2 pseudogenes are annotated in these 419 nt (G+C 33.7%); both read right to left on the bottom strand.

Features of this window, described 5'->3' with window-relative positions:
* Positions 1–93 (bottom strand): annotated as a pseudogene (gene frdB, locus KJR01_RS09900) (fumarate reductase iron-sulfur subunit); the annotation flags it as partial.
* Positions 86–419, bottom strand: a pseudogene (locus KJR01_RS09895) (fumarate reductase flavoprotein subunit); the annotation flags it as partial. The pseudogenes KJR01_RS09895 and frdB, both read right to left, overlap by 8 nt.

The raw sequence follows: 419 nt of genomic DNA, 5'->3' as shown, positions 1-419 counted from the left end.
AGTTTCTTCAAGCTCGTAAGTCACAAAATGTGGTTTAGAAATTTTGCTTAAAGGATTATATTTAAATGCCTTTATTGTCAATTTTCTACTCATAATCAACTCCTATTCTTTGGTTTGGTGCTTTATATTTAGCTTGTAATTCATAAGGCATTAAAGCGTTTTGAATTTCATAACGACCTTTGCCTTCAGCTTCCATTTTTTCACGTATTGCATCCACTTCAGCTTGGCGTTTTTCACTTAAAGGATTTTCTATAATATTTCCTTTGGCTCCGTATCCACGGAATGCTGGTGGAATTTCCATTTTCATAATATCAAGCTCTTCGTATTCTATGCGTGGTAAGGTTTCGCCTTCTACCCAAAAAGTATTGGTTCTTTTCATCCAATTTAAATCATCTCTTTTTGGATAATCTTCCCTATAA

It is taken from the genome of Campylobacter sp. 2018MI10, assembly GCF_018501175.1.
GTDB lineage: Bacteria > Campylobacterota > Campylobacteria > Campylobacterales > Campylobacteraceae > Campylobacter_E.
Note: the sequence above shows the minus strand (reverse complement) of the source record. Positions and strands in the feature narration are given on the sequence as shown.